Genomic DNA, 3,155 nt, shown 5'->3' on the forward strand with positions numbered 1-3,155 from the left:
GTGTACGACCCTGCGCGACCGGGCACCGATGTTTGATCCCAATATTCGACCGATTGGAAAGCCGATGTTCACAGGCCTCAACGCATTCCCGCTCACCCCACTCCGCGATGACACCTTCGACGAGGCCGCGTACGCACGCTTGCTCGAGCGGCTGGTGGCTGCCGGGGTGGACTCAATCACCGCGCTCGGGTCGACGGGCTCATACATGTACCTCGACCGTGACGAGCGCCGCCGCGTCGCAACGGCCGCGGTGCAGCACGCGGGCGTCATCCCGGTCATGGTCGGCATCGGTGCGCTCCGCACCTCCCAGGTGCAGCGCCTCGCTGACGACCCCCAGCATGCAGGGGCGGCCGCGGTGCTGCTTGCACCTGTGACCTACCAAGCTCTTGACGACGATGAGGTGTTCGGCTTGTTCGAGGACGTCACCGCGGGGCTGTCGGTACCGCTGGTGGTCTACGACAACCCGGGCACCACGCACGTGACCTTCACGGACGATCTCTATGCCAGGATCGCCGCCTTACCGCGGGTCGCGTCGATCAAGATTCCGGGAGTTCCCTCCGACTCCGCGGGGGCGATAGCGCGCGTGCGGACCATCCGCGATCACGTCCCGGCGGATGTCACGGTGGGCATCTCCGGTGACAGCGTCGCAGCCACCGGTCTGATCGCGGGCTGCGATGCCTGGTACTCCGTGATCGGCGGTACCCTCCCGGCACCGGCGTTGACGATCACCCGTGCCGCATTGACCGGCGACCATGCGGCCGCGTCGGCGGAGTCGGCACGGCTGCAACCTCTCTGGGCGATGTTCGGGCAGTACGGCAGCTACCGAGTCACCGCGGCCATCGCCGAACACCTGGAGCTCGTCGCCCCCGACAGCCTTCCCCGACCGGTGCAGGGCCTCGACACCGCTGCCCGCGCCCGCGTGGCGCAGCTCCTCGATGAGCTGAAGCTCGCGGGATAAGGGATGGCCGACCGCGCGACTCCGCGTCCGTGCCCGCCCTGGGGTCTGACCCGCTACGTCGCCGCCGCTACCCTTGCCCGCGCGGCCGACGGTGGCGGGGTCATCGCGATCGTTCTCGTCGTCACCACCAGCGGCGCACCAAGCTGGCTCGCCGGACTCCTCGGCGCATCGATCACCGCCCCGCACCTGCTCGGCCCATTCATCGCACGACGCCTCGACACCGCAGGGGACGGCCGCAACATCATCGCCCTGGCCTGCCTCATCCACGGTGCAACTCTGGCCGCCGCGGTTCTGCTCTACCCGATCGTCTGGCCCGCCCTGACGGCGCTGCTGCTGTTTACGTCGGGTCTTTTCGGTCCATTCCTCACGGGCGGCATCAGCAGCAGGCTCCCGGCGATCGCCGGCCCCGAGCAGCATGCACAACGCCGCGCACAGGGCTGGGACGTCGCCACCTACGGCCTCGGCGGAACCATCGGCCCCACCATCGTCGCGATCGTCTCGGTCTGGGCCTCACCCACTATCGCCGCGCTCGTGCTCGCTGGCGGCACCTTCGCCGCCGCTATCCTTGTTCGGTTCCTCCCCTACACATCGCCGCTTTCGGCGGCGGCTGATGTTCCCCGCCCGCTCCGCACCCTTCGCATCATTCTCACCTCGGGTCCCTTGCGCCGAACCCTCTATTTGACGACGAGCGTGGCCGCGTCAGTCGCGGTTCTGCCGATCGTGGCCGTGTCATCAACGGCTAGTCTCGGAGAAGCCGCCGGAACGGGCGCCGCCCTGACCGCTGCCTACGGGGTAGGGAGTCTCCTTGGATCGGTCGGGGTGATGGCGCGGCCGCTGCGCGGTTCTGCCGACAACCTCATCACTTACTTCGCTTTTACCGTCGCCGCCACCCTCATTGTCGTGCTCCTGGTTCCCAATCTGGCGGCCGCTCTACCCGCATACGCGGCAGCCGGCATCGCAAACTCCTACCTTTTTGCGGCGACACTCGCAGCGCGAAGCGAATACTCACCCGCCGAAGCACGAGGGCAGATATTCGTTTGGGTCGGAGCGTTGAAGATCACAGCCGGTTCGGCAGGCACCGCGATGGCCGGCGCGCTCGTTGGCGCAGCCGTGTATCTCCCGACGATCCTCGCCGCGATTGTCACAGTCACTGCCGCCAGTGTCTCAGTCTTCGATCGACACATCTCGCCAGGCGGGAAGGACTGAAACTCCCTAGTCGACTAGACGCCGTCGGCCATCCGAGAACGCCGCCACATCGAACTGCCAATCACAGCCATAACGCGCTCGGCCGTGCTCATCCCGAATACCGGACCGTCACGGACGCAAAATCGAGGCCATGCCGCCGACCTCTTGAAACAACCCACGGAACCTGTTGGGAACCCTGAGCGGGACAGCAAACGGATACGGCGACTAGAACAGGGAGTCCGCGAACACGATAAGCACAGTGACGCCGAGGGCAACGAGAACGAGCACGAGGATGGCCACGTTAATGCGGTGGCGGCTGACGGTGCCGCGACGAAACGAGGACCGAGATACTCGGTCGAGGTTGGGCAGGAGTGCCTGTACCGGCGTCTCCGTCTCTGCGAAAGGGGAACTGATATTGGGAGCTTGCGGCTCGGACTCCACGTAGGAGGGATCGCTGTTTGATCCAGTACGTCGATCTCCGTTGACCTGGGCCATCCGAGCACCTCCTGGTAGTGGCTTCGCTCACAACTGACACTACCCACTCGTGAACCGTTATGCCCTAGTTGGCCAACCCTCAGCGGACGCCATCTAGGACAGAATGGGCCGACGAGTAGACCGAGTCTGTGGTTCCCGAGCTTCTGCACCCGTTTGTGGTTAGGGTGGCGAGATGCGCGCTGCGAAACTCATGATGGCCACGCTCCTCGCCGCGCTCGCGCTCGTCCTACTTATCTGCGCCAGCGCCGCCCTGTCACAAGCGGGAACCCTCATAGACAATCTCATTGGCCAGGAGAGCGCCCTAGGCGAAGAGCAAGTGAAGGTTCTGCTATTGAGTGCCGCCCTATGGGCAATCTGCGGCGTCATTGCGGCTGGTGGATCGATTGCTCTATTCGTTGCAGCGAAGCGAAAGCACTCGAGCCATGTGCACGCGCCGCGCTGAACTCATCTGCGGACGAAGACCGCAGCGAAGACGGTAAGCGGAACCCTCAACGGGACACGGCGTTCGTGGATGATA

At 65.3% G+C, this 3,155-nt stretch carries 4 protein-coding genes; 3 read left to right on the forward strand and 1 reads right to left on the reverse strand.

From position 1 onward, the window contains the following. The coding region (locus ACLQ62_RS11735; protein ID WP_411721816.1) for a dihydrodipicolinate synthase family protein at window positions 1-958 on the forward strand (958 nt) is incomplete at its 5' end. A gap of 3 nt (window positions 959-961) precedes the next feature. Continuing rightward, entirely contained in the window at window positions 962-2,164 is a 1,203-nt protein-coding gene (locus tag ACLQ62_RS11740; protein ID WP_411721817.1) for an MFS transporter, read from the forward strand. A gap of 204 nt (window positions 2,165-2,368) precedes the next feature. Here the strand turns inward: ACLQ62_RS11740 and ACLQ62_RS11745 are convergent, their stop codons facing one another. Next, window positions 2,369-2,638, reverse strand: a complete 270-nt coding sequence (locus tag ACLQ62_RS11745) for a hypothetical protein (protein WP_411721818.1) — start codon at window positions 2,636-2,638, stop codon at window positions 2,369-2,371. 172 nt (window positions 2,639-2,810) lie between these two features. On the opposite strand from ACLQ62_RS11745, the gene ACLQ62_RS11750 reads away from it, so the two are divergent. Beyond that, the gene (locus ACLQ62_RS11750; protein ID WP_411721819.1) at window positions 2,811-3,080 is read left to right on the forward strand and encodes a hypothetical protein; all 270 of its coding nucleotides are present in this window, start codon (window positions 2,811-2,813) and stop codon (window positions 3,078-3,080) included. Window positions 3,081-3,155: the final 75 nt, after the last annotated feature.

The organism is Mycetocola sp., assembly GCF_046716805.1.
Lineage (GTDB): Bacteria > Actinomycetota > Actinomycetes > Actinomycetales > Microbacteriaceae > Mycetocola_A.

Coding starts and splice junctions, on each gene's coding strand:
- ACLQ62_RS11740 (WP_411721817.1), top strand. CDS start 962: ATGGCCGACCGCGCGACTCCGCGTCCGTGCCCGCCCTGGGGTCTGACC.
- ACLQ62_RS11745 (WP_411721818.1), bottom strand. CDS start 2,638: ATGGCCCAGGTCAACGGAGATCGACGTACTGGATCAAACAGCGATCCC.
- ACLQ62_RS11750 (WP_411721819.1), top strand. CDS start 2,811: ATGCGCGCTGCGAAACTCATGATGGCCACGCTCCTCGCCGCGCTCGCG.